Raw genomic sequence first — 20758 nt, forward strand, 5'->3', positions numbered from 1 at the left:
TGGCCGCGCGCCCGTTGAGGTTGCTGCTCGGGAGTGAACGCTTGGCCCTTGCCACCGCAGGAAGGCTTGCAGCCCATGACCTTCCCTCTCTTGCCGGCGACGCGGCGGGCAAAACCCTCTCCGTCAACGCATTGGGCTATAGGATAACACATTCTGCGAGCATATCGCCGCGTTCCGTTTTGTTCGCACTGGGTACAAGGCAGGTAGCTGTGCAAACTGGCCGCACGCCCACCCGTGGCGTCCGGTCTGCGAGATCAAGGATATAGGTATGGGAAAGAAACTCGATAAGAAGGCCAAGGCCGCCGTGGCCAAGGCCTCTAAGAACGCCAAGGCAGACAAGGGCATCAAGAAGCTCCGCAAGCTCGAAGGCAAACTATGGACCCGCGAGTACCTGCTCAAGATTGCCGAGTTCGATGGCGCGACGATTGCCCCCGCCAACGGCGCTGCGGCCCGCGCCGATGCTATGGGCACCCTTGCCGGCGAACATCACAAGCTCCTGACCAGCAAAAAGTCCGTCGAGCTTGTAGGCTCGCTGGCACACGAGACCGTCGCCGGCGGCAAGATCGACGACCCGCAGCTGCTCGACGAGATCCGTGTGCTCGGCCGCGACCAGCGCGAGGCCAGCGTTATCCCTACTGAGGAGGCCGAGGCCTGGACCAGGCTCACCTGCGAGGCCGACGCCGTGTGGCACAAGGCCAAGACGGCCAACGACTGGGCAAGCTTTGAGCCCTACGTGGATAGAATCGTCGCCCAGCTCAAGCATCAGGCCGAGCTCATGGACCCCAAGCGCGACCCATACGATGTTTGGCTCGACCAGTACGAACGCGGCCTTTCCGCCAAGAGCTTCGATGCGTTTTGTGACGAGGTCAAGGCCACCGTCGTGCCGCTCGTGCACGCCATCGGCGAGCGCGGGCAGCAGCCTACTGCCGACTTTTTGCATGCCCGCGTGCCCGAGGCCGCCCAGCGCGCCATGAGCTTCGACCTGATGAAGCTCGTCGGCCTTAACCTGGACGACACCACGCTCGCCTTTACCGAGCACCCGTTTAGCGAGGGCTTTGCCGTGGGTGACGCGCGCATCGCCACGCACATCTACGAGGACGACTGCATCTCCAACGTCTATAGCATCATCCACGAGGCGGGGCACGCCATGTACGAGCTGGGCGTGAACCCCGCTTACGAGCGCACGTGTCTGGAGGGCGGCACCTCCATGGGCATTCACGAGAGCCAGAGCCGATTTTTCGAGAACACCGTAGGCCGCAGTCGCGCTTTTATGGGCCCGCTGCTCGAAGTGCTGCGCCGTCACGCGCCCGAGGTCTACGGCAACGTGGACGAGGACACGCTCTACCACGCCGTGAACATCGCTCAGCCGTCGCTGATCCGTACCGAGGCCGACGAGCTCACCTACCCGCTGCATATTATGGTGCGCTACGAGATTGAGCGCATGCTGTTTGCCGGCGAGGCTACGGCCAAGGACATCCCCGCGCTTTGGAATCGCTTTATGGACGAGTACCTGGGTATTCCTGTTCCCGACGACACGCGCGGCTGCCTGCAGGATACGCACTGGAGCGGCGGCTCGTTTGGCTACTTCCCCACGTATGCGCTGGGCAGCGCCTACGATGCCATGTTTGTGCCGGCCATGTGCCGCGACGGTGTCGACCTTAACGGCGCCTGTGCGAGCGGCGACCTGGCACCCGTCCGCGCTTGGCTGGGCGAGCACATTTGGCAGTGGGGCCGCGCCAAGGACGCGCCGGAGCTCATCAAGGGCGCGTGCGGTATGGCATTCGATGCCCGCTACTACTGCAGCTACCTGCAGGACAAGTTCACCACGCTGTACCAGCTGTAAGGATTGACCAGCACGCCATCGCCAACGCCAACCATGTTGACGTCGATGTCTTGGCAACGTCAGCGAAAACGGCCCCAAGCGAGCAAGGTGACGTGAAATGAAAGGGCGCTGACCTTCTGGTCGCGCCCTTGAAATTGAACGCCAGATTGCCGCTTGGGGCCGTTTGTAGCGTCGAGCGGTTACGCGGTTTGGTAAAACCGCGTAACTACAGAGCCTCCAGCGCGGCGGCGATGCGCTTCATGGCGGCGTCGGCGGCGTCTTGGTCGGGGGCCTCGGCCAAAACGCGAATCACCGACTCGGTTCCGCTCTTGCGCACCAGCACGCGGCCCTCGCCTGCCAGCGACGCCTCGGCCTCGGCAATGGCGGCCTGCACGCCCATGTTGCCCAGCGCAGCATCCTTGTCCGCCACGCGTACGGCAACCTGCGCCTGCGGCAGCAGCTTACACGGCACCGCGAGCTGCGAAAGCGTCTCGCGTTCGGCACGAATCACTTCCATCACACGCAGCGAGGTCATAATGCCGTCGCCCGTACGCTCGATATCGCCAAAGATCGTATGGCCCGTCTGCTCGCCACCCAGGCTGTAGCCGCCCTCGCGCATCTTGGCATACACGTGGCGGTCGCCCACGCCGCTGGTCACGGCACTCAGGCCGGCAAGCTCCAGCGACTTAATCAGGCCAAAGTTGCTGGCGATCGTCGGCACCACGGTACCGCCCGAGAGGCGCCCGTGCTTGTTAAGATACACGCCGCACACGTACAAAATCTGGTCGCCGTCGACCACGCGGCCGCGCTCGTCCACGGCCAGGCAGCGATCGGCATCGCCGTCGTAGGCAAAGCCCACGTCCAAGCCTTGCTCCACCACATGGCGCTGCAGGCGCTCCATATGCGTAGAGCCGCAGTCGACGTTAATGTTAAAACCGTCGGGCGCGGCGTTAATCACGCGCACATCGGCGCCGAGCGCATCGAACACCGGCTTGGCGACAGAGGACGCCGAGCCGTTGGCGCAGTCAATGCCAATCTTGACGCCCTGCAGCGAAAAGTTCGCGCTTGCAATGAGCGAGGCAATGTAGCGGTTGCGACCCTGCATGTAGTCAACCGTGGCGCCAATGTGGTTGCCCGTGGCCAGCGGCACCTCGCTCTTGCCATCGATGTAGTCCTCGATGAGCTCCAGCACGTCCTCGTCCATCTTAAAGCCGTCGCTGTTGACCAGCTTAATGCCGTTATCGCAAAACGGGTTGTGGCTCGCACTGATCATGATGCCGCAATCGAAGCAGCCCTCCACGGTCTGGTGCGCCACGCCCGGCGTGGGGATCACGTGCAGCATATAGGCGTCTGCGCCGCTCGCGACTAGGCCGCTCACCAGCGCCGCCTCGAACATATAGCTCGAACGACGCGTGTCCTTACCCACGATCACGCGCGCCTTGGCCCCGCGCCTGGCGCCGTAATACCAGCCCACAAAGCGGCCGATCTTGTACGCGTGCTCCACGGTCAGCCCAACGTTGGCCTCGCCGCGAAATCCGTCGGTGCCAAAGTACTTCATAAGAGGTCCTTTCCGTAGACAAAGGCGCGCCGCCAAAGCAACGCGCCGCCAGCCCATTATCCTTTAATAGCAACCGCGGGGGCTACACCGTTAAAAACATCATTACGATAATCATGGCAAAGCCGATAAGGTCGGTCGGCAAAAATACCGTGCCCAGCATAACGGCGCTGGTAACGGTTGCCGAGACCGGCTCCACGGTCCCGATGAGGCTCGCGCGCACCGAGCCGATGTCCTTGACGCCCTGCATATAGAGCATGTACGCCAAAAACGAGCCCACGACCACAAACACCGCGAGCGCCTCGACGGCAGCAGTATCGAGGGCCGGCATATGAGCCCACGGCTGCACAAAGACGCTCGAAACGACACCCGCCGTAAGCATAGCCGAGCCCGTAACAATAGGGCTGCCGTATTCGGACAGAATCTTGGCGGGAATCACCGCCATACAGGCGGCGCTGACCGCACACATAAGGCCCGCAACCAGGCCAAGCGGCGATATGCTCAGACTGGTAGGGTCGCCGCCGGTAGCGATTAAAAAGGTGCCGCCCAGGGCCAGCCCAATGCCAACGGCCTCACGCACGCGAGGCATGCGATGGTCGATCACGCAGGTGTAGCTCATAATGATGACCAGCTGCAGGCACTGAAGGACCGTCGCGGTTCCGGCGTTGGTCAGGCGCACGGCCGAAAGATAGCAAAACTGGTTGAACAGCAGGCCAAAAGCGGTAAAGAGCAGCAGCTGCTTGCGATCAGCGGGCGTCGTCCAAAGCTTGACCAGGCGTGCGCGGTCGCGCGTGACAACCACAGCCATAAAGAGCAGGCCGGCGAGAATCTGCCGTATGCTCATAAGCCACAGCGTATCGACATGGTAGGTATCGAACAAAAAACTCGCGCTGGTGCCCGAGAAGCCCCAAAACGAGCCGCCCACGAGCGTAGCCAACATGCCCACGATCATCTTGCGCGTCTGGGCGTCGTTGAGGCGGTCGCGCCATGCACGGCGGGTGCTGCGGCTGAGCTCATCGGTGCCCTCGGGCACATCAATGTTCGATATATCGGTCATCGGCACCGAAGCCCCTGCGCCTTCGACCTGCTCGACACGCTCTTTGCTCATCCCGCTCCCCCGAAACAGCCTGGAAACAATTCGGCTTACCTTACCACGGCGAAGGCACCAGCTGGGGGCTTGTCCGCTTATCGGTAGGACAATTCCGCAGACGTCTCTTCCATGGTTCGGCATCGTAACGGCTTTGCATTATGCGACAGCCAAATCACGGCAGCGAGCTCTTTTAAAATGGGCGCGACAAAGCCCTTTGATTCCACAACGTTAGCGATTTTAAAAAATATTCTTGCCACCGAGTTCAAGCTCCGTTATATTATCCCTTGCGCACTTGCGCACCCTTGATCGGGCGTTTAGCTCAGGGGGAGAGCGCTTCCCTGACACGGAAGAGGTCAGAAGTTCAAATCTTCTAACGCCCACCAAATGTTCGCAGCTCAGAGGCTATGTCTCTGGGCTGTTTTGTTTTATGTGCTAAGCCAAAAGGGCGCCGTGGCACCCAAAACCGCTTCGGCAGCTCCAATAACCATCCCAATCGAGGCTGATACCGCCTCTACATAACCGGCAATCATCCCGGCAGACCCCAAGTTGCTTCGGTATCGCCGGCAATTACCCCTGCCACACCCATAGTCGCCCAGACAACCCCGGCGACCGCCCCAATCAGCCCCAAAATCACCCAAACAGCCTTGGCGACCGCCCCGATCTGGCCTTCGCAAGCCTCGCGGCCACATCCGGACAGCCTTCCCATAATCAGGTCTAATACTTTTCCCGAGAAGTGAACGACCTTATTTGGACCCCCGAAGCATCCACACTTTTTACAGCCAAAACCGCAGGATTCCAATGATAAAACCGCAGGAAATAAGCCACCAAAAGTGTCGATGTTTCGGGGGTCCGTTTTGACTCGTTCACTTCTCGGGAAAAGTATTAGACCTGACAATGAGACCCTTGGTCCCATGCCCAGCAACCGCCCCTACCAATGTTGACGCGCCTCGATTACGGCCTGCCAAAGCTTAAACCGCTTCGCTTCGACGCGCTTGAGGGCAAAGTATCGCTGCTCCTCGCTCATGGGCTTGTTAAAAATGGGTCGCTTGTTCCGGTGCAGCTTCCGTCGGATGCGTTCGCACAGCCGGATGAGCTTGTCGTAGTCATTTGCCTGCTCAGTCGTCACGGTGAAGTGTGCCACGCCGCTCAACAGCTCCAACTCGTTGCGGCGCTCGGCATCCTTGTAAATCTTCTCGCGTCCGTCATGAATGGCATCGCTGTCGTAATCGACCATCGCGGTCAGCACCTCTGGCAGCAGCCCGGCCTTTACTTTATCCATGCCCACCTCGACTTTAGCCGTAAGCGTTATGTCGGGTGTGCGTTCCAACACGCGAAGCTTGTGATCACGTCCGTCATTGTATCCATCGCGAATGAAGACCTTCTTGTTAAGTTCGGCCTTGCCCAATGCATACCCGCCGTAGCGCGCAGGCAGCGACATAAACATGCAGAGCCCCGACTCCCTCGGAGAGCGCGACCCCTCGATCACATATGCAAGCAGCGCCTTTGCCTTCGCGATGCCCCTCACCTTGGGTGACTTCTCGATATACGCCGCGATGAGCTCCTTAGTCGTGAGCCTGCTATCGCGCATGCCCGCATCCCTGCCTGTTACCCCACCGGGAGCAAGGTTATCCAGCCGGTAATCCGATGTCATCGCATAGCCGGCATAGACGGCCGCTGCCACATCGCCATCGTGCACAGCCTGCAAAAACGCCAGCTCGGGAGAGCACACGTACGCATCAAGGTCGCCCATCCAGTGGCCCAGCGAGATAAACGAACCCGCCGGGAGCTCGTTGGTGCACAGATGCGTCTTAACATGCTTGCTCTGCCGACGGCCGGCGCGCGACGGCACCAGCAAATCCAGCGTTTCGATCCCCAGGTCATAGCGATCGATAACCTCCTGCGCTTCTTGGTCCAAGAGCGCACAGGCACCTGCAATCGACACGACCTCTGGCTCCGAATCCCCAAAGCGAGGGTTCGGCATGTGCGCCAACAGCGCCAATGCGGCGTTATGTGAAACGATAAAGTACCTCATGGCGCGAAGATAGCACGCACGCCGGCGGCGGCTGGCGGTTCTGCTAAGTTTCCGACAAACGACCGGCGGTTTTTTCGCCGAGGTGCGCCAAAGTGTTCATTCGACGATGCCCAAACCGCAATCCGTCAAGTTTTTGGCAAGGTTGCCGCCCAACTGGCCAAAAGCCGACCATCTACTTGCCAGTTTATCCAGGGCGTAACCAACCAGTCCGCACCGCGGCTTCTCGGCAAAACGCCACAACGTCCACACCCTGCGGTATCCTTGAGCCACTTACACCTGTAGCACCAAGGAGCCACCATGCGCACCGAGCTCGATGTTCCCTTTTCGCGCAAAGAAGAAGCCAAGGCGCTGGGCGCCAAATGGGACCGGACCAAGAAGATCTGGTATGTACCCAGCGGCGTCAACCCCGAACCCTTTGCCGAGTGGCTGCCCGGTGTTGACCGATCCGACCCCTCTGCGCCGTATATATATCTAGTACTGGGCAAGCGCGAGTGCTGGAAGTGTCACAAAGAGACCTCGGTCGCGGCCTTCGGCATTCCCTATCGAGCCGATGACGGCGAGGGCATCGCCATCGCGCACGCACCCAACAAGGCCGGGCACATTGCCATCGACACGACCAATGCCAACGCGCTCGCCATTGTTCCCGCTCTTGGCTGCGTCCCGGGCGAGATCCGCGACTATCTTTCTAAGCGCTGTGGCTACAAGCCCGTAGGCGCGCGAGCCTCCAAAGCCCCGTCACTCGGCAACACGTGCACCAGTTGCGACGCGCTGCAAGGCAGCCGCTATCTGTTCGAAGAACCCACGTCCCCGTTTGCCCTCACTGCCATCAACAAGCTGCCGGCACTGGAGTTTGTGCGCGTCGAAGTTGCCGGCGTCTTTGGCGTTCCGGCCACGCATACCAATTTTGACCAGGCACTCTTTACCTGGGCACGCGACCATCACGCCAAGTTCCACAAGCAACTCGGTGAGGGAATTTATTTGTAGAGACGGAGAGGCCTTCACAGCCAGCTCCTCCGCATCACCTATCCCCCGTCGCAAACGTCATACACGATATCGAGGCCGCAAACAGGGCATTTCTCCGGATACACCGGCATATGAACGCCCGTCCGTTTTCTCACTTCGTCGCTGAGTCTGTCGCGCGCATCGATGAACCGAATATCGAGACACGATATTTGCGAGCCGCAACAAGGACAGGCGACAGCAAACGACCCGCAATTAACCTCTACGCCCGGAAACATATTGTTGTCGATAAGGGCACACGGCAGTTTTCCGTACTTCCCCATCGCAATATCGCCTCGCCAGCTCACACGCGCTCCTCTCTCGCTATACAAATCAGGAAGAGCATGCACCGGCGGGCGTGCACGAGATTGCATCGCCACGCGATCCGATCAAACAACACGATCGTCAAAGACCGCCAAAGCCAAATACGCTAATACGGCAGAAGCCCCGCCTTTTCACGCTTCTTTTCCGAGCGATCAAACTCAATGCGATGGGCCTCAAGAAACACCGCATTGGGTCGCCACTGACGCTCATTCGGCTGCCTTAGCGTCGCACCTGCAAAGAAAGCGTAGTCGGTCTTATCCAGCAGGTACGATCCGCACAGCCGATATTCGCCGCAAACAGGCTCAAACGAAATCAGATGAGCATCGAATAGGGCATGAAAGTCGCGCCGAAGCAGAATGCCGTTGCTGGCAACCTGCGATTTGGGTCCCGAGTAATTCTCGATATGTGCAGCCTCCAGTGCCTCGTTAACCCCACAACCCGACACCGCGCAGCGACCATCATAGGCGGCAATGAGCTGCTTGCGGAACCATTGCTGCCCCAATCGCTCGCGTCTCAACGCATAGCGAGCTTTTTCGTCATCGGTCGCACTCTGCCCGGCAAACTCAATGTCGGCTGACATGTGCTTCAGATAGCTCATGTCAGACGCAAAACGAGGATCAGGCCCGCCTTTATGAACGGGACCATGCAGAACAAACCAGCCGTTTTCGGGCTCAAACCGTTCAACAAACGCAAGGCCGAGCACCTTATAGCCCACCTCGGTTGCAAATATGACTCCAACTGGAACGCCATATTCCATGCAGTTGAGCATTTTACGGTTGTAATTCTGGTCTCGAGAACCAACGACGCCTGGCGCTTGAACCGAATACTTAATGACCCACGTACCGTCATCCAAATAGAGCGGAGGAACATCGGTGTAGAAGCTCTTTTTTAGAGTTATGGACCGAAAGCGCAAAGATCTTATTGGGATCTTGCTTCACCCGATCCTGGCCCGGCCAGAAGATCCCTGAATCCCGCGTTACGGGAAAGAAGTCCGCGCCAATTCTCAAACGATACTGATACTGAGGGCTATCTTCCTTGGTGCGGTGCGGAAGGCTGGTCCAAACGCCGCCGCGCTGCTCCTCACCCAGAAACCACTCCCATGCCTCAACGTATTCGGAAGGCACGAGACTGCAGGCACGGTCATAGCTTGGTCCATCCATCAACGGAACAGCAAGGTCAATGTCGTTCATCGCCAGCACCTACAACCATACGAACGCGAGTCATGCCCCTCAATAATATGGCCGAGAGTCAATTATTACGAGATCTCATTCCGCGATCGGCACATCGTTGATGCTCTCGGTTTGCCGCTGGCGCGCTCATACCCCGCTATCCCACTCCCCTGTATACTGATGTAGCACGTGTTTCATCCGGGCTTATTGGGCCGGATTGTTCATGGGAGGGTCTTATGGCTGCTTCGAATCCGCCTAAGGGAAGCGTTTCTTCTTCGTCCATCAAGCCGGTGACGCGCAAGGCCGTGCGCTGCCAGCGCGAGGTCGCTTGGCTTGTCACGCAGGCGGCGGGCAGGCTCGTGGCGACCACTCAGGACGTCAATGCGCCTACGCCGAGCTTTGTGTTAGCGGCGGCGCTGGATTTTGTGCGCCAATTGGAGCTTGCCGCACAGGATGCCAGCGGCCACCTCGACTACCAGAATGTTATGGCGCCCGACCTGCAAACGTTCTGCCACATGGCCAAGTTGCCCGCCGCGCCCAATGCGCTTTCGGACGCAGGCTACATGTTTACGCTTTCGGGCGCGGACCTTATCCGCGATATCTACGCATACTGCAGCGAGCTCACCGAGCGCCACGTCTTTGACGCGGCAGAAATCAAACCGGGATATGCCATCAAGCTGGTTCTTAGGCTGTTCCTGATGGACGGACACGCGGACGCGCAGGCATAGGACGTCTTTCGGCACCATTCATCAAGCCGGCGCTGGCCGCCTTATCTTGGTTGCCGCCACGTGAGTGAGGATTTTTGGACGGTCCGAAAATCCGCGCTCGTGTGTCCGAATATCCACGCTCGCGCGGCGGTCACGCGGGGCCTTTGTCCAATCCGCCGGCATCGTCTCCAGTTCGCCGCAGAGCCGCGGCCCCATATGGGTATACTCACGAGGATTCGACTCGATTCGCCCCCGCTGGAGCGTCAAAGGAGACTGCATATGCCCACCACCTCAACCGACCCGCGCGCCGCTGCCGCCGCGCTGCTGGTGCCCGGCACCACCTGTCACGGCTTTGCCGTCGAGCGCTGCGAGACCGTGCCCGAGCTCGACTCGGACGCCTACGTGCTGCGCCACACCGCCTCGGGCGCTCGCCTGCTGTACCTGGCGTGCGACGACGAAAACAAGGCTTTTGCCATTGGCTTTAAGACGCCGCCGGCCGATTCCACCGGCGTGTTCCATATCCTCGAGCACTCGGTGCTGTGCGGATCGGCCAAATTTCCCGTCAAGGAGCCGTTCGTCGACCTGATCAAGAGCTCCATGCAGACGTTCCTCAACGCCATGACCTACCCCGACAAAACCATCTACCCCGTCGCCACCACCAACGAGCAGGATCTGTACAACCTGATGGACGTGTACCTGGACGCGGTGTTCAACCCGGCCATCTACACCAAGCCCACCATTTTTGAGCAGGAGGGCTGGCACTACGAGCTGGACCTGCCGGAGGGCGCCGAGGGCGAGGGTAACGGCAGTTCCGCAAGCCTGCGCGAGGGCACGCTACGCTATAACGGCGTGGTTTTCAATGAGATGAAGGGCGCGCTGTCCGACCCCATGAGCGTGCTGGACGACGCCGTCAACGCCGCGCTCTATCCCGACACCGCCTATGCGCACGAGAGCGGCGGCGACCCGCGCGCGATTCCCGTGCTCACCTACGAGCAGTTCCTGGACACGCACGCGCGCCACTACAATCCTTCTAACTCCTACATCACGCTCTACGGTGACCTGGACGTGGACCGCGCGCTGGCGTTTTTGGACGAGCGCTATCTGTCGCAGCCGAGTGCCGCGAGCCGCCGCATGGACGCAGCCGTTGCAGCCGGCGAGGACCCGTCCACGCTGGCGCCCAATCCGCTGGTCGTGCAGGCGCCCGTGACCTGCGAGTACAAGCGTGTCGAGATGGCAACCACACCCGAGAACGCCCTGGTGGGCCTGGGTCTTGTGCTGGGCAGCGCGCTCGACCGCAAGCGCACGATCGCGGCGGACATCCTGTTCGAGGCACTGCTGGGTTCCAACGAGGCACCGGTTAAGAAGGCCATTCTGGCCGCCGGCCTGGGCGGCAACGTGGTGAGCTACACCGCGGCCGAGAGCCTGCAGCCCTACGAGATCATCATGCTGCAAAACGCGCAGCCCGGCGTGGCGCGCGAGCTGCGCCGCGTGTTCCAGGACGCCTGCCGCGACCTGTGCGAGCACGGCGTTCCGCGCGAGCGCCTAGAGGCCATCATCAGCAGCAACGAATACGACCTGCGCCAGCGCGACTACGGTATCGCCGACGGCGTGGCCATTGCGTGCGACGCGCTGAGCACCTGGCTCTACGATGACGACGCCGCGACGCTGGCGCTCAAGTACGGCCCGGTGTACGAGGAGCTGCGCGGCGAGCTGGACGGCAGCTATTTTGAGGACCTGCTGCGCGAGCTCGTGCTGGAAAACGACCACATGGCGCTGGTCGAGCTGGTGCCGGTGGATGCCGCCGAGGGTGCGGAGAGTGCCGAGGCCGCCGAGCTGGCAGCCAAGCGCGATGCCATGACCGATGCCGAGCTGGCCGATGTGGTCGAGCGCACGGCTGCGCTGCGCGCCGCGCAGGAGGCGGATGACGCGCCCGAGGCCAAGGCCACGCTGCCACGCCTGCGCGTGTCCGACATTGGCGAGGCGCGCCCCGAGCCGCCGCTGGTCGTGGACACGACCGCGCCCATCCCCTGCCTGCGCCACGGCATCCCCACCAACCGCTTGGCCTACGCCATGCAGTATTTCGACCTGAGCCGCGTCGCGTTTGAAGACCTGCCCTATGTGACCCTGCTCTGTCGCCTGCTCAAACAGTTACCCACGAGCGAACACTCGGCCGAGGAGCTCGACAACCTTATCGCCGGCAAGCTGGGCTTTTTGAGCTTTACGACCGAGGTCATGACCCAGCCCGACGTGGACGGCGTGCGCCCCTACCTGCTGGTGAGCGCCGGCGCCCTGTCCGAAAAGATCGATGCGCTGGCGAGCCTGCCGCGCGAGGTGTGGTCGAGCACGCTGTTGCTCGATGCCGACGCCGACCGCGTGCGCGACGTGCTCACGCAGATTCGCATTGGGCTTGAGCAGGGCTTTATCAACAACGGTCACTCGGCGGCGCTTGGCCGCGCGATGAGCTACAGCTCGCCTTCGGCCGTGGTGCGCGAGCAGCTTTCGGGCGTGGACTTCTACCTGTTCCTGCGCGATCTGCTCGACCACTTTGACGAGCGCCTGGACGACCTGCGCGCCAAGCTTGCCGAGCTGGCAGGCCGCATCTTTGTGGCCGACGGCTGCCTGGCGAGCTTTACCGGCAGCGATGAGGACTTTGACGCGTACTGGACCGCCGCGGGCGACCTGGGGTTGGGCGCGGGCGACGGTGCTGTTGCCGGCCGCGACACGCTCGTGGTGCCGACGCCGTGCGACCGCCACGAGGCTTTTGTCATCCCCAGCGACATCTGCTTTGCGGCAAGCGCATGCGACCCGCGTCGCTTGGGGCTCGACGTGACGGGCGCCTGGGCGGTTGCCGCCAACGCGCTCTCCTACGACTACCTGTGGAACGAGATCCGCGTGAAGGGCGGGGCGTACGGCTGCGGATTCCGCGCGGCAGGCGAGCGTCAGGCCGCGTTCTACACCTACCGCGACCCGGCAATCGACCCCTCGATTGAGCGCGTGGCGCGCGCAGGCGAATGGCTCGGCGGTTTTGAGCCCGACGAGGCAGCCTTTGAGGGCTTTATCGTGAGCTGCGTGAGCGGCATGGATGCGCCGGTGAAGCCGTACGCGCTCACCAAACGCCGCAACACGACCTACTTGGCCGGACTCGATCCGCATGCACGCGAGGAGCGCCGCGCCCAGATGCTCGCCGCCACGCCCGGTGAGCTGCGCTCGCTCGGCGCCGACGTGACGCGCATCGCAGCCGTCTCGCCCACCTGCGTCTTTGGCGGCCGAGACGTCATCGCCAAGAGCAACGCCGGCTTCAACGTCATCGACCTGCTGGACTAACGCACAGCAAAGGTAGATTTTTGGGACATGCCTGAAAATCTACCTTTTCTTTTGCCGCTGCTTGGGCGGGGCAGCTCAGCCCGTCACACCAGTTTGTCTAAATCTGTAACATCTAGGCGGCAATATTGGCTCCAGATGTTACAAATCGAGACGTTTTCGGATGACGCCGGCCCTTTGTCTAAATCTGTAACATCTAGGCCCGATTTTGCCGAGTTACTGTTACAGATCGAGACACACCGCCGCGAACACCCACTCTTCGTCAAAACCCACGAAGGTGTCCATGAACTGCTCCCCCTTGCGATGGTTTGCGTGGTGGTTTCGACATTTGACCAGATAAAACCTACCAAAATAAACCTGTCCCTTTTTGGTAGGTTTGAGAGAGGGGCCGGGATGGATAAGGCCGAGTTGCGGCGGGCGGTAATTGCCCGGCGCGACGCTCTAGATTTGGATATGCGGGCGGCAAAGTCTGCTGCTGTATGCGCGCGGCTCGTTGAGTTGCTGGGCGGCTCGGGTCCCGCGGCCCCGCGCACCGTTGCCGTCTATGCCGCCATGGGCTCCGAGGCAGATCCTGCCGCGTTTGCCGCAGCGGCCGCAAAACACGGCTGGCGCGTGGCCTATCCGTGCATGTTCTCGGCAGCTGACACCGTGGCTTGTGGCCAGCGCATGTGCATGCGGGCAGTTGCTGACGGCGATGCGTCCGAGGCCCCGTTTATCGCCCACCCTACGCGGGCCTTCGCAGCCACGGACGTCGACAGCAGCCGTTTTCCTATCGTGCCTGCCGAGGCGCTCGATATGATCGTCGTGCCACTCGTAGCCTTCGACCACAACGGCGCGCGCCTGGGCTACGGCGGCGGCTGCTACGACCGCTACCTGCCCGCGATCTCGCCCGCATGCCAAATCATCGGCATCGCCTTTGACGAGCAGCGTGTCGACCACGTTCCCACCGACACCCACGACCTGCCGCTACCCCACATCATCAGCGCCTAACCGCCGTTGTATCGCACCCGCAAGATGGGCATCCGAAAATCCACGCTCGTCACGCCGCAGCCGCAGCCACAACCGCAACCGCGGCCGTAGCCTAGTGCTCCTCGCCGGCGCGGGCCAGGTCGTAGGGCGTGGTCTGGTAGACGTAGTAGTTGAGCCAGTTGGTGTAGAACAGCTGAGCCTGGCTGCGCCAGACGTTGCGCGGCTCGGCGGTGGGGTCGTCACCTGGGAAGTAATGCGCCGGCACCTGGGGGTTGAGCCCGCGCTTCACGTCGCGCTCGTACTCCAGGCGCAGCGTGTCGGTATCGTACTCGGGATGGCCAAAGACAAAGAAGCGGCGACTGTCGGTCGACTTGACGATGTACAGGCCCACCTCGTCTGATACGGCCACGACCTCAAGCTGCGGCTCGGCATCCACGTCCTCGCGACGCACATCGGTATTGCGTGAATGCACGGCATAGAAGCGGTCGTCAAAGCCGCGGACCAGCGGGCTTTGCGGCTTCACCAGATAATGCTCAAACACGCCGCTCGCCTTGGCCGGCAGGTCGCACTTCTGGATACCGTAATGATGGTAGAGCCCTGCCTGTGCACCCCAGCAAATATGCAGCGTAGAGTGCACGTGCGTGGTGGACCAATCCATGATCTGGCAGAGCTCGGGCCAGTAGTCGACCTCCTCGAACGGCATCTGCTCCACCGGCGCGCCCGTGATGATCAGGCCGTCGTAGTGGATATCGCGGATGTCGTCGAACGTACGGTAGAACGTCTCCAGGTGGCCGGCACTCACGTGCGTGGCCTCGTGCGTCTTGGTGCGTAGCAGGTCCACCTCTACCTGCAGCGGCGTGTTGGAGAGCTTGCGCATGATCTGCGTCTCGGTGGCGATCTTGGTTGGCATGAGGTTGAGGATGAGCACGCGCAGCGGACGGATGTCCTGGTGCAGCGCGCGGTACTCGGTCATGACAAAGATGTTCTCGCTCTCGAGCTGCGCGGCGGCAGGGAGGGCGTCGGGGATGCGAATGGGCATGGATGCTCCTTACGAGTCAGTTGCAGCTATGGTACAACGAGCGGCCCCATCCGCGCGAGTGCATCGCCCCGAGACACCGTCAGCGGCCCAAATCACTCCAAAAGTAGAGATTAAGGCATGTCCCAAAAATCTACGGCGCTTTAGCCTAGCAAAGTGGCAGCAGGACGCTACAATGGTTCGATGCGAAATACTCGGCCGAAAGGATATGAATATGTACCAGACGCGTAAGATCGGTGTGGTCGGCCAGGGCCACGTAGGAGCACATGTCGCCAACAGCCTGCTCATGCAGGGCATTGCCGATGAGCTGTACCTCTGCGATATCAACGAGGCAAAGGTGACGTCCGAGGTCCAAGACCTGCGCGACTCCCTTTCGTTTGTTCCGTACAACACCAAGATCGTCAACTGCTACGACCACTACGAGGAGCTGGCCTGCTGCGACGTCATCGTCAACGCCGCCGGCAAGGTCGCACTGGCCGCCGGCAACCGCGACGGCGAGCTGTTCTTTACCACCGACGCCGCCCGCACCTTTGCCAAGCGCATCGTCGATGCCGGCTTCGACGGCATCTTCGTGAGCATCTCCAACCCCTGCGACGTCGTGTGCACCGAGCTGTGGCATCTGACCGGCTACGATCCCAAGAAGATCATCGGCTCGGGCTGTGGCCTGGACTCTGCCCGCCTGCGCACCGAGATCTCCAAGAAGGTCGGGGTGAGCCCCAAGTCCATCGACGCCTACATGATCGGCGAGCATGGCTTTAGCCAGCTGGCCGCCTTTAAGGCCGCAACCATCGCCGGCAAGAGCCTCAACGAGCTTCAGGCCGAGAACCCCGACAAGTACGCCTTCGACCACATGGAGGTCGAGGAGCTCGCACGCAAGGGCGGTTATGTGACCTACGCCGGCAAGCAGTGCACCGAGTACGCCGTTGCCAACTCCGCCGCGCGCGTCTGCGCCGCCGTGCTGCACAACGAGCACGCCGTGCTTTCGGCCTCTACGCTTATGACCGGCCAGTATGGCGAGGAGGGCATCTTTACCTCCCTGCCGTGCGTGATCGGCGCCGAGGGCGTCGAGGAGGTCTACACGCTCGACCTTTCCGAGCACGAGCTCGAGGGCTTCCACAAGAGCTGTCAGCATATTCGCGACAACATCGCCCAGCTCGACTGGTGGGACGCCGAGGCCTACGACGCCAAGTAGTCCGCCGGTTGATGCGACAACTCACTCATACGGACACAATGTAAAGCGGGCCACGCCGGAAACCCACCGGCGCGGCCCGCTTTTTGACTCACGCGACATGCCTGCAGATTTAGGTCTAATACTTTTCCCGAAAAGTGAACGAGCAAAAACGAGCCCCCGAAGCATCGGCAATTTGTGGGGACCATTTCCTGCAGTTTCATTAAGATTTTCCTGCTGTTTTGGCGTCAAAAAATGTTGATGCTTCGGGGGTCCAAAATAGGTCGTTCACTTCTCAGGAAAAGTATTTGACTTCGTTTTCGACAAACAGAAAGGGGCGCCGTGACGCAAACGGGGCCCGCGCTTGGCGAAGGCCCCGTCATGAAAAATCGCGTTCCCCGTTACCTAGTACTGCTCGACGCCCATGTAGCGGCGAACCTCGGGACTGTGGTCAAATACCTTGCCGCGGGCGGCGCGCAGCTCACAGCTCATCGCATAGAAGAAGATCGGCTCCAGGTACGAACGCACGCTGGCAGGCACCTCGCCCACGCCGTACTCAAGCGCATCGAGCACCATGACTGTATCGGTGTGCGTGTTGAGGAATGCCAGTGCGCGCTCCTCCATGGGGCGGCACTCGCCAGCGCCAAGCTGCACAAAGTAGAGCACGCCGGGCTCGGTAGCCTCGAAGGGACCGTGGAAATACTCGCCGGAGTGGATGTAGCAGCAGTGCTGCCACTGCATCTCCATGAGCGAGCAGATGGCCATGGCGTAGGTCTGGCTAAAGTTGGGGCCGGAGCCCAGGATATAGAAGAACTTGTGCTGCTGGCAGAGCTCGGCAAAGCGATCGCCCAGCTCGGCGTTGACCTTCTCGCGGGCAGCGGGCAGCAGCGCGTCCATCTGCTTAAGGCCGGCGTACATGTCGGCGAGCGCCTCGTAGCCCTCCTGCTGGTCGAGCAGCTCGGCGGCGATCAGAGCGCCGATGCCCTGCGGAACTTCGGCCTGCGACTCGCCCTTGCCCCACGGGTAAACCCAGGTGGTCCACTTGCCGTTATCGATCTTGGAGCCCGCGTAGTCAGTCATAGTCACGACCTCGGCACCGGCGGCCAGCGCCATCTCGCAGCCGTCGACGACCTCCTGCGTGTTACCGCTGTGGCTACAGGCGATGACGAGCGACTTCGGCCCTAGGCTCTTGGGGGCCATAAGGCAAAACTCGCGCGCCGTGTAGACCGTCGAAGTAAACGTAGTTGCCTCGCGCTTGAGCAGCTCATTGGCCGGCATAAGGTCAATCATCGAACCGCCGCAGGCGATCCAAAAGACATTCTCGATCTTACCCTTGCGCTCGATAATTTCCTGAACCAGATCGTGTGCGTTCACGGTGACATTCCTCCCTGTGTGGCGGCTTTGAGCGGCGACAGCTCGTACCTGCGGTCGTTCTATGTTGTCCTATTTATAGCACGCAAGCTGTTGCAGGTGAATTCATTTCACCAAACTTGTTCTGTATTGTTCTATCTATGGAAGTTAGATGTCGAACACGTAGCGCGAGCCCACGATCTTTTGGCGCCCGAGCAGCAAGGGCCGCTCGTCCGCATCGGCAAAGTACGCCTCCATATAAAAGAGCGGCTCGCCGACCGGCACCTCCAACAGCGGGGCCGTCTGAGCATCAGCGAGCGCGATCTCCACGGTACAGGGATCGGACTTGAGCGGTGCGCGGCCCGAATGCACGGCAACGATCGCAAAAATCGAATTGTCGGCGAGGTCCTCGTCGGCAAGCTGCTGCAGATAGGGATGGTCGGCCAGCACAAAGGCGTTGTTCTCGAGCATGACGGGCACGCCATCGGCCGTGCGCACGCGCTCGACCACGATGAGCTCGCAGCCGGGTTCCACGCCAAAAAACGCCGCGTCCTCGCGCGTCGCCGCAACCACCGTGCGCGACACCAGGCGCGCTCCGGCCGCCATGTCGTTGGCAGCGCAGGCCTCGGTAAAACTCTGGACGTCGCCTTTCTGGACAATCTTGCGCTTGAGCTTGGGCGCACACACAAACGTGCCCCTCCCCTGCTGACGGTTGAGATATCCCGCGCGCGACAACTCCTCAATGGCGCGACGCACGGTAATGCGCCCCACGCCGTAGGACTTCGCGAGCTCCATCTCGGAAGGAATGCGCGAGCCGGCAGCGTACACGCCGCGCGCAATCTCGCCCTTTAGGTCGTCCATAACCTGCTGGTACAGCGGCACGGCGGACACGTCAGTACGGTCGGTCTTGCTATCGGCTACCATCGTTACGCTCCATCCCGTGCATGCTCGGATTCAAACTCTTCAATCGCCGCCATAAACTGCTCGCCAAAGGCGTCGGCTTTTTTCTCGCCAATGCCGTTGACCCGGATAAGCTCGTCGCGCGTCTGAGGGCGCAGGCGGCACAGACCGCGCAGCGCCTTATCGGAGAAGACCATGTACGGCGCCATCTCCAGCTCGGTCGAAATCTCCTTGCGGAGTGCCCGCAAGCGCTCGAACAGCTCGACATCGTCGCCCACGCGCGGGCGCTGATCCAGCTCGGCCTCCTCGCGCAGCAGATCCACCGCACGGAGGGCGCGGACCGAGGCCTTGCGCTTGGATGCACGACGCTTAACGGTAAAGGCAAACGCCTCGTCCTCGACCTCGCCGGCACGCGGGCCCAGTCCCACGACCGGGTACTGTCCCTGTGAGGTTGCCAAATAACCGCGGCCGCACAGCTGCCCGATGATGTCCTTGATGCGCCCGACCGATTCGCTCGACAGCTCACCGTAGCCGCGGTCCTCGTCCAGATGCATCTGGCGAATGCGCTCGGTGTTGCCGCCGTGGAGCACGTCGGCGATCAGCGACTTGCCAAAACGCATGGGACGCGTAGCCACATAGCGCACGGCGGCGCGGGCCATATCGGTGACGTCCTCGACCTCGAACTGCGTGAGGCAGTTGCTGCAGTTGCCGCAGCCCTCGGCGTCGTCCGTGGCGGCACCGCTAGCACCGGCCGCAGCGGCATGCTCGGCCGCAGCCTCGTCGCCAAAGTAGCGCAGCATGTATTCGCGCAGGCAGCCGGTGGTATTGCAGTAGCCCTCCATCTGGCTGAGCAGGCGGTATCGATTCTGGAGCGCCCACGCGCGTTGCTCGTCATCGAGCGCCTCGTCGGCAACATCGCCGCGATCGATCAAAAAGCGACGCATACGAAAATCATTGCCGTTCCACAGCAAATGGCAGCTGGCTGGGTCGCCATCGCGGCCGGCGCGGCCCGCCTCCTGGTAGTACGCCTCGATGCTCTCGGGCACGTTGTTGTGAATCACGTAGCGCACGTTGGGCTTGTCGATACCCATGCCAAAGGCGTTGGTGGCAACCATTACCTGGATATCGTCGTCGATAAAGGCGCGCTGGCTTTGCCGGCGGGCGTCGTTGCCCATGCCGGCATGGTAGCGGCCAACGCGAATGCCGCTGGAGCCTAGCGCCTCGGCAAGCTCGCTTGCCAGCGCATCGACGGTCTTGCGAGTCGAGCAATACACGATGCCGCTTTCGCTCGAATGTGCGATCACATAGTCGCGCACCCACGCGGCCTTGGCCTTGTCGCTCATCTCCTCGCAGCCAAAGTAGAGGTTCTTGCGATCGAAGCCCGTCACCACCGTCGCGGGGTTTTGCAGGCCGAGCATCTGCTGAATGTCCGCGCGCACGCGCTCGGTCGCCGTAGCGGTAAAGGCCGCCACGATGGGGCGCTGCGGCAGGGAATCGATGAACTCGCGAATCTGCAGGTAGGCGGGACGGAAATCCTGGCCCCACTGGCTTACGCAGTGGGCCTCGTCAATGGCCACGAGCGGCACGCCAATGCCGGCGGCGGCCTCCCGCGCAAAAGCTAAAAAGCGCGGCTCGAGCAGACGCTCGGGTGCCACGTACATAAGCTGGTAGCGGCCCTCGCGCGCCCGCTTGAGCACGGTGTTTTGCTGGGCCGGAGTAAGACTGGAGTTGAGATAGCTGGGTCGCGCACCCGCCGCGAGCAATGCACGGGTCTGATCCTCCATAAGCGACAGCAGCGGACTCACCACAAAGGTGATACCGGGCAGCATGAGCGCGGGCACCTGGTAGCAAATGGACTTGCCGGCGCCCGTGGGCATAACGCCCAACGCATCGCGGCCGGCAAGGATCGCATCGACCATGCGGTCCTGCCCCGGGCGAAACGAGGTGTAGCCAAAATAGGCGCCGAGCGTATCGAGCGCCATCTGCTGCATGCTATCGGTCATGGTTTCCTAACGTCCAAGTCATCTGCCGCCGATTATACGCCGCCACGCGGACCGATGCCGCACGGCTGCCGGCCACGGGCAATGTAATCCGATGGGAACGAGCGTGGATAATCTCCCACTTTGAGCCTGTCACCAAGCAAAAAACGGGAGATTATCCACGCTCATTCTTTGGTGAAGGGCAGCTAATTTGGGACGTGTCTCTATAGTTTTGTCAACCGCGTGCTTCGTGCCATTTCGGCATGACGCATCCGGGCGCCTGGCGCCCCCGCTCGGTTTCCTCTTCGGTTGATCCCGCCGCCCGCTAGGCCGCGTA

General features: G+C 61.4%; 15 protein-coding genes and 1 tRNA gene. 7 read left to right on the forward strand and 9 right to left on the reverse strand.

Annotated features, from left to right (window positions below; all coding sequences use genetic code 11):
- Positions 1–268: 268 nt before the first annotated feature.
- Entirely contained in the window at positions 269–1843 is a 1575-nt protein-coding gene (locus FYJ40_RS05950) for a carboxypeptidase M32 (protein WP_154517604.1), read from the forward strand.
- Positions 1844–2048: 205 nt separating this feature from the next.
- Here FYJ40_RS05950 and glmM read toward each other — a convergent pair whose 3' ends face one another.
- Complete coding sequence (gene glmM, locus FYJ40_RS05955; protein ID WP_154517601.1) at positions 2049–3380, reverse strand: phosphoglucosamine mutase; 1332 nt, start codon at positions 3378–3380, stop codon at positions 2049–2051.
- 82 nt (positions 3381–3462) lie between these two features.
- Positions 3463–4485: a DMT family transporter gene (locus FYJ40_RS05960; protein WP_195838593.1), complete on the reverse strand. Its 1023-nt coding sequence runs from the start codon at positions 4483–4485 to the stop codon at positions 3463–3465.
- 290 nt (positions 4486–4775) lie between these two features.
- On the opposite strand from FYJ40_RS05960, the gene FYJ40_RS05965 reads away from it, so the two are divergent.
- Positions 4776–4850: transfer RNA gene (locus tag FYJ40_RS05965), tRNA-Val, on the forward strand.
- 545 nt (positions 4851–5395) lie between these two features.
- Here the strand turns inward: FYJ40_RS05965 and FYJ40_RS05970 are convergent.
- Entirely contained in the window at positions 5396–6409 is a 1014-nt protein-coding gene (locus FYJ40_RS05970; RefSeq protein ID WP_154517598.1) for a hypothetical protein, read from the reverse strand.
- Positions 6410–6796: 387 nt separating this feature from the next.
- Here FYJ40_RS05970 and FYJ40_RS05975 point away from each other — a divergent pair, with 387 nt between their 5' ends.
- On the forward strand, positions 6797–7483 hold the full coding sequence (locus FYJ40_RS05975) for a DUF5710 domain-containing protein (RefSeq protein ID WP_154517595.1): 687 nt from the start codon (positions 6797–6799) through the stop codon (positions 7481–7483).
- Positions 7484–7928: 445 nt separating this feature from the next.
- Here the strand turns inward: FYJ40_RS05975 and FYJ40_RS05980 are convergent, their stop codons facing one another.
- Together FYJ40_RS05980 and FYJ40_RS05985 are read right to left on the reverse strand one after the other, a co-directional pair.
- Positions 7929–8579, reverse strand: coding sequence for an HNH endonuclease (locus tag FYJ40_RS05980; protein ID WP_195838909.1), 651 nt, complete (start codon positions 8577–8579; stop codon positions 7929–7931).
- Positions 8580–8667: 88 nt separating this feature from the next.
- Positions 8668–9012, reverse strand: coding sequence for a hypothetical protein (locus FYJ40_RS05985; protein WP_154517589.1), 345 nt, complete (start codon positions 9010–9012; stop codon positions 8668–8670).
- Between the two features lie 215 nt (positions 9013–9227).
- Here FYJ40_RS05985 and FYJ40_RS05990 point away from each other — a divergent pair, with 215 nt between their 5' ends.
- The 3 genes from FYJ40_RS05990 to FYJ40_RS08940 all read left to right on the forward strand — a co-directional run bounded on the left by FYJ40_RS05990 (position 9228) and on the right by FYJ40_RS08940 (position 14009).
- The gene (locus tag FYJ40_RS05990; RefSeq protein WP_154517586.1) at positions 9228–9719 is read left to right on the forward strand and encodes a hypothetical protein; all 492 of its coding nucleotides are present in this window, start codon (positions 9228–9230) and stop codon (positions 9717–9719) included.
- Between the two features lie 258 nt (positions 9720–9977).
- Positions 9978–13022: an insulinase family protein gene (locus FYJ40_RS05995; protein WP_154517583.1), complete on the forward strand. Its 3045-nt coding sequence runs from the start codon at positions 9978–9980 to the stop codon at positions 13020–13022.
- 390 nt (positions 13023–13412) lie between these two features.
- On the forward strand, positions 13413–14009 hold the full coding sequence (locus FYJ40_RS08940; protein WP_195838591.1) for a 5-formyltetrahydrofolate cyclo-ligase: 597 nt from the start codon (positions 13413–13415) through the stop codon (positions 14007–14009).
- 91 nt (positions 14010–14100) lie between these two features.
- Here FYJ40_RS08940 and metA read toward each other — a convergent pair whose 3' ends face one another.
- Entirely contained in the window at positions 14101–15027 is a 927-nt protein-coding gene (gene metA, locus FYJ40_RS06005; RefSeq protein ID WP_154517577.1) for a homoserine O-succinyltransferase, read from the reverse strand.
- Between the two features lie 211 nt (positions 15028–15238).
- On the opposite strand from metA, the gene FYJ40_RS06010 reads away from it, so the two are divergent.
- Positions 15239–16216 carry an L-lactate dehydrogenase gene (locus FYJ40_RS06010; RefSeq protein WP_152067319.1) on the forward strand — a complete coding sequence of 326 codons (978 nt, stop codon included), beginning with the start codon at positions 15239–15241 and terminating at the stop codon, positions 16214–16216.
- Between the two features lie 381 nt (positions 16217–16597).
- On the opposite strand, the gene FYJ40_RS06015 is transcribed toward FYJ40_RS06010, so the two are convergent.
- From FYJ40_RS06015 to FYJ40_RS06025, 3 genes are all read right to left on the reverse strand, one after another.
- Positions 16598–17566: an SIS domain-containing protein gene (locus FYJ40_RS06015; RefSeq protein ID WP_370450645.1), complete on the reverse strand. Its 969-nt coding sequence runs from the start codon at positions 17564–17566 to the stop codon at positions 16598–16600.
- A 144-nt stretch (positions 17567–17710) separates the two neighbouring features.
- Positions 17711–18466, reverse strand: coding sequence for a GntR family transcriptional regulator (locus tag FYJ40_RS06020; protein ID WP_154517574.1), 756 nt, complete (start codon positions 18464–18466; stop codon positions 17711–17713).
- 2 nt (positions 18467–18468) lie between these two features.
- Positions 18469–20445 carry an ATP-dependent DNA helicase RecQ gene (locus FYJ40_RS06025; protein WP_154517571.1) on the reverse strand — a complete coding sequence of 659 codons (1977 nt, stop codon included), beginning with the start codon at positions 20443–20445 and terminating at the stop codon, positions 18469–18471.
- Positions 20446–20758 lie beyond the last annotated feature (313 nt).

It is taken from the genome of Collinsella sp. WCA1-178-WT-3 (M1) (assembly GCF_009696325.1).
GTDB lineage: Bacteria > Actinomycetota > Coriobacteriia > Coriobacteriales > Coriobacteriaceae > Collinsella.